A 4,250-nucleotide genomic window follows, 5' to 3' on the forward strand; every position below is an offset into this window, starting at 1 on the left:
GTTGGGAACGTCGGCATCCACCGAGGTACTGGCCAGCGTCCAGTACGAGGGAAGGCGGTCGGGCGAAACGCGCTGCGCATCCTGCGCCAGGGCAGGCATGGCGGCGAGTGCCACGAACGCGGATAACGCGAGGCGGGGGAACATGGTGGACATGGCGACCTCGGCGCTGGACTGGGGACTCTAGTCTAGCGCCGGGCCGCAATTTTTAAAGGTCGCGGAGGCTCTCGGCGATCCCGTCGGCACCCACCACCAGCAATTTCAGCGTGTTCGTGCCACCGCCACGGCCGGAGTGGTCGCCATGGGTAAGGATCACGCGGTCGCCTTCGGCAAGCTTGCCCAGCGCGAATAGATGCTGCAACGCGGCACGCGCCGTATGGGCCGGATCGAGCGTGTTCTCGGCGAAATCCACCGGCTGCACGTCGCGCAGCATCAACATCCGCCGGCGGGCCGGACCCGACGGCGACAAGGCATAGATCGGCACGGAGAACCGGTAACGCGACAACCATTGTGCCGTGGCGCCCGATTCGGTCAGCGCGATGATGGCGCGGGCGCCGATACGGGCGGCCAGCACCATGGCGGCCAGCGCGATGGCCTGGTCGGTGCGGTCCAGCGGGGTGGTCTGGGTGGAAAGTGCGTCGTTGGGCTCGAACTGACGCTCGGCGCCCAGGCAGATGCGGCGCATGGCGGCCACGGCCTTGTCCGGATGCGCGCCGGCGGCGCTCTCCTGGGAAAGCATCACGGCGTCCGTACCGTCGATCACGGCATTGGCCACATCGAGCACTTCGGCACGGGTGGGGATGGGTGCCACCACCATCGACTGCAGCATCTGGGTAGCGGTGATCACCGAGCGGTTGCGTTGCACCGCCTCGCGAATGATCTTCTTCTGCAGGCCCGGGAGTTCCGCGTCGCCGATTTCCACGCCCAGGTCGCCGCGGGCCACCATCACCACGTCGGAGGCATCGATGATTTCGCCGAGCACGGGAATGGCATCGGCGCGCTCGATCTTCGACACCAGGGCGGCGGAACCGCCGGCCTCATGCAGCAGGCGGCGGGCCTCGTCCATGTCGTGCGCGCTGCGAACGAAGGAGATGGCCAGGAAGTCGCAGCCGATCTCGGCCGAGAGCTTGATGTCGTTGCGGTCCTTGTCCGACAGTGCATCGACGCTCAGGCCACCGCCCTGGCGGTTCAGCCCCTTGCGATCGGAAAGCCGGCCACCGATGAGGCACGTGGTACGCACTTCGGTGCCGACCACCTCGTTCACGGTAAGCCCGACCAGTCCGTCATCGAGCAGCAGCACATCGCCAGGATGGACATCCTGCGGCAAGCCGTAGTAGCTGACGCCGACGCCCGTGGCGTTTCCCAACGCCGCGCCCGGGCGGCAGTCGAGCACGAACGGATCACCCGGAAGGAGGTCCACCGGGCCGTTGGCGAATTTCTCGATGCGGATCTTCGGGCCCTGCAGGTCGCACAGGATGCCCACCTCGCGGCCGACGGCCTCGGCCGCGGCACGCACGGCGGCGGCGCGGGCGCGGTGATCATCCGGCGCACCATGCGAAAGGTTCAGGCGGACGATGTCCACCCCCTCCTCGATGATGCGCTCGAGCATGCCGGGCACATCGGTGGCGGGGCCGAGGGTGGCGACGATCTTGGTGCGGCGGACTTGGGGTTCGGTCATTTGTCGGAAATTACCACACTTAGTCCAGTGTCTTGTTCAACACGTCGGCCAGGCGCTTGCCCGCTTCGCGCAGGCGTTGCTCGGCCACGGGGCGCTCGACGGCGACGTATGCGTCGTCGATCTCGTGCTTGTCGGGGTAGAAGCCCGGCGCCTTGCTGATCTTGCACGACTCCTCCGCCCACTGGGCATAGGGGTTGTCCAGCGGCGGCATCGGCTTGGGCAGGGTCACCGCGCCCTGCGCCGCAAGCAGGTCCGCATAGGCCGGCCACTGCAGGTTGCGCGTATACAACATGCCCGAGTCCCACACTTTGTGCAGGTTCGAGCCCTTGCCCTGGAACTGCACCTGGAACTCGTTGCCGCCCTTGTCGTCGCGGTACCCCGCATGCAGCGGCTGGTGCACGTCGCCGACGAAATGCACGACGAAACTCAGGGCCTCGCGGCGTTCGGTGTCGGACTTTGAGTGATCGCCCAGGATGGCCACGTATTTGGCGATGCCCTCCACCACGCATTGGCCGTCGGGGCACTTGGGCGGCGAATACACGCAGGTGGGGTCGTTGAAGTCCACGTAGTGCAGCTTGGAGGTGGCCTTGCCCAGCTCCTTGGTATCGGGGTTATCGCGCAATTCGTCGGGCCAGGTGGCGACATCGGCCAGGTCCTTGTCGTTTTCTGTGGCCAGCAGGCGCTTGACCTCGGCCAGGGCCTTGGGGTCGAGCTGGCGCTGCGCCAGGCTCGCCACGATCCGGTGTCCGACCTGCCCCCAGGCGAAGGCGGCGGGAGCCGCGGCCAGGCTAAGCGCGAAAGAAGCTGCGACGACGGCGCCGCGGAGAGGGGTGGAGCGCATGGGAGGCCTTGCGTGGTGGCTTGGGCGGCGGAGTCTGCCACAGCCAGATGACACTGCGCATGGGCGTTAAGACGGCACAACATCGCCCGGGCCCGTTTCCGGCTAAAATTGGAGGTCTTAGCCCATCCGAACCACCACGCACCCCAAGAGGACGCTGCCCTATGGCCATCAAGGTCGCCATCAACGGTTACGGTCGCATCGGTCGCAACATCCTGCGCTCGCTCTATGAATCGGGCCACTACGACGACATCAAGATCGTCGCAGTGAACGACCTCGGCGATGCCGAGACCAACGCGCACCTGACCCAGTACGACACGGCGCATGGCCGTTTCCCGGGCGAGGTGTCCGTCGACGGCAATGACCTGATCGTCAACGGCGACCGCATCAAGGTGTTCGCCGAACGTGATCCTTCCAAGCTCCCCTGGGGCGAGAACGAAGTGGACGTGGTGCTGGAAAGCACCGGCTTCTTCACCTCCAAGGCCAAGGCCAGCGCGCACATCGCCGGCGGCGCGAAGAAAGTGATCATTTCGGCCCCGGGCGACAAGGACGTGGACGGCACCTTCGTCTACGGCGTGAACCACGACAAGCTCACCGCCGCGCACCAGGGGATCTCCAACGCATCGTGCACCACCAACGGCCTGGCGCCGCTGGCCAAGGTGCTGCACGAGAAGATCGGCATCGTGCACGGCCTGATGACCACCATCCATGCCTACACCAACGACCAGGTTCTCACCGATGTGTACCACTCGGACCTGCGCCGTGCCCGTAGCGCCACGCACAGCCAGATCCCGGCCAAGACCGGCGCCGCCGCCGCGGTGGGCCTGGTGCTGCCGGAACTGAACGGCAAGCTCGACGGCTTCGCCATACGCGTGCCCACCATCAACGTGTCGGTGGTGGACCTCACCTTCGTCGCCAAGCGCGAAACTTCGAAAGAAGAGATCGATGCCGCTATCGCGGAGGCCGGCAACGGCGCGCTGAAGGGCATCCTCACCACCAACACCAAGCCGCTGGTGTCGATCGACTTCAACCACAACCCGCACTCGTCGATCTACGACGCCACGCAGACGCGCGTCATGGGCGGCACGCTGGTCAAGGTGCTCTCGTGGTACGACAACGAGTGGGGCTTCTCCAACCGCATGCTGGACATGACGCGGGCGTTGATGGCCGCGAAGTAACGCGCGGCAGTAAGCGATCATTCGATCGGAGAGGCTGGGGGTCAGAGTGAATACTCTGACCCCCGGTGCTGGTAAGCCTAAAGCGCGGCCATCACCTGCTCGATCGCCCCGAAGATCGACTTGCCGCCCTTGTCGGTCACCTCGATCCGCACCGTATCCCCGAACTTCAGGAACGGCGTTTTCGGCTTGCCGTCACGCAGGGTTTCCACGGTGCGTTGTTCGGCCAGGCACGACGCGCCCCTGGACGTATCCTCGTTGGCGATCGTGCCCGAACCCACCAGCGTGCCCGCCGTCAACGGCCGTGTCCTGGCCACGTGCGCTACCAGCTGGGCGAAGCTGAATTGCATGTCCACGCCACACTCGGCGTCGCCGAACCATTGTCCGTTGATCGAAGTACGCATCGGCAAGTGCAATTTGTCGCCGTGCCATGCATCGCCCAGTTCATCCGGGGTGACGAACACCGGCGACAGTGCCGAGCGCGGCTTCGATTGCAGGAAGCCGAAGCCCTTGGCCAGTTCGTTGGGAATGAGGCCGCGCAGCGAAACGTCGTTCACCAGGT

The 4,250-nt window shown here is 65.7% G+C and carries 4 protein-coding genes; 1 reads left to right on the forward strand and 3 read right to left on the reverse strand.

The genetic code is table 11. The features are described from left to right. Window positions 1-205: 205 nt before the first annotated feature. Both pyk and VK519_RS15350 read right to left on the reverse strand, forming a co-directional pair. Window positions 206-1,675, reverse strand: a complete 1,470-nt coding sequence (gene pyk, locus VK519_RS15345; RefSeq protein WP_324351183.1) for a pyruvate kinase — start codon at window positions 1,673-1,675, stop codon at window positions 206-208. Between the two features lie 19 nt (window positions 1,676-1,694). After that, window positions 1,695-2,516, reverse strand: a complete 822-nt coding sequence (locus VK519_RS15350; protein WP_324351185.1) for a S1/P1 nuclease — start codon at window positions 2,514-2,516, stop codon at window positions 1,695-1,697. Between the two features lie 161 nt (window positions 2,517-2,677). Between VK519_RS15350 and gap the strand changes: the two genes are divergently transcribed. Beyond that, on the forward strand, window positions 2,678-3,691 hold the full coding sequence (gene gap / locus VK519_RS15355; RefSeq protein WP_324351187.1) for a type I glyceraldehyde-3-phosphate dehydrogenase: 1,014 nt from the start codon (window positions 2,678-2,680) through the stop codon (window positions 3,689-3,691). 77 nt (window positions 3,692-3,768) lie between these two features. Here gap and VK519_RS15360 read toward each other — a convergent pair. Next, the coding region (locus VK519_RS15360) for a fumarylacetoacetate hydrolase family protein (RefSeq protein WP_324351189.1) at window positions 3,769-4,250 on the reverse strand (482 nt) is incomplete at its 5' end.

Origin of the sequence: Pinirhizobacter sp. (assembly GCF_035317885.1) — a bacterium.
GTDB lineage: Bacteria > Pseudomonadota > Gammaproteobacteria > Xanthomonadales > Rhodanobacteraceae > Pinirhizobacter.